Annotated in this window: 1 protein-coding gene and 1 tRNA gene; one reads left to right on the forward strand and one right to left on the reverse strand. The window is 63.5% G+C overall.

What is annotated here, in order from left to right; genetic code table 11:
- Positions 1-77 precede the first annotated feature (77 nt).
- Entirely contained in the window at positions 78-1,073 is a 996-nt protein-coding gene (locus tag NW862_RS12710; protein WP_414336202.1) for a glycosyltransferase family 9 protein, read from the forward strand.
- Positions 1,074-1,076: 3 nt separating this feature from the next.
- Here the strand turns inward: NW862_RS12710 and NW862_RS12715 are convergent.
- Positions 1,077-1,157 (reverse strand) — tRNA-Leu (locus NW862_RS12715).
- Positions 1,158-1,273: the final 116 nt, after the last annotated feature.

Below are 1,273 nucleotides of genomic sequence, written 5' to 3' on the forward strand. Positions count from 1 at the left end.
CCCCATCTGAGCTAGAGTAAACGCGGTCCAGGGAACCGGTAGGCTGGATACAGCTATCGACAGGATGCTTTATGGAGATGGCTTTTCGAGACGCGGCTTTGGCCCCCCGCATTTTGGCTTTGGTGCCGGGGGGGATTGGCGACCAGATTTTGTTTTTTCCCACCTTGGCCAGTTTGCGGCAGCGCTATCCAGAGGCGGAGCTGGCGGTGCTGGTGGAGCCGCGGGCGGCGGCGGCCTATGAGGTTTGCCCCTCGGTCAATCGGGTGCTGACCTTCCCGTTCAAGCAGCAGCTCTCGTTGGCAGACCTCAGCGACCTGCTGGGGCGGATTCGGGAGCGGCCGTACGACGCGGTGCTGAGCCTGGGCCGAAGCTTGGGGGTGAAGCTGCTGCTCTGGCTGACCGGGATCCCCAAGCGGGTGGGCTATGCGCCGCCGGGGCCAGGCCGGCCTTGGCTCACCGACCCGGTGCCCCTGAAGCCGGCCCAATATGCCGCCAACATGTACCACGACCTGGTGCAGGGGTTTGGCATTGTGGCGCCGGCGGGCTTGCCTCAGATTCGCCTCAAAAAAACAGACCTGGAGTGGGCGGAGCAAGAGCGCCGGCGCCTGCTGGGGGACGCCGCCCAAGACTATGTGCTGTTGCATCCGGGGGCCAGCCAACTGTCGCAGGAGAAGGGCATTCAGAAGCTCTATCCCCCTGAGAAGTGGGTGAAGGTGGTCAGGGGCTTTCGGGAGAAGCGGCCGGAGCTGCCCTTGGTGCTGGTGTTGGGGCCAGAGGATGAGCAGTTGGCAAAAGGGTTTTTGTCGCAACTGCCGGATCTGGCGGTGAGCCGCCCTGCCCAGCTGGGGCAACTGGCGGCCTTGATTGGTGGGGCAACGCTGCTGTTGTGTGTGGATAGCGCTCCCATGCATCTGGGGGTGGCGACGCAGACGCCGCTGCTGGCGCTGTTTGGGCCGACTGAACCGGAACGGCTGCTGCCGGCTGAAGGGCCGTTTCGGTTCCTCAAGGCGGCCAATGGGGCGATGGAGTCGATTGTGCCGGAGCAGATTCTGCAGGTGATCTTTCCTGGTTAGGGATGCGGACGAAGGGACTTGAACCCTTACGCCTTGCGGCACTAGATCCTAAGTCTAGCGCGTCTGCCGTTCCGCCACGTCCGCTGTTGTCCCTCATGCTAACCCGGCAACCGGGCAACGGCGACCTGCAGGTCATCGGTAGCGTCCAAAACCACCCAGCCTTGCCCCACCGTCCGTTTCCACAACTCAAAGTGCAAGTG

Origin of the sequence: Synechococcus sp. H55.8 (genome assembly GCF_047462375.1) — a bacterium.
Classification (GTDB): domain Bacteria; phylum Cyanobacteriota; class Cyanobacteriia; order Thermostichales; family Thermostichaceae; genus Thermostichus.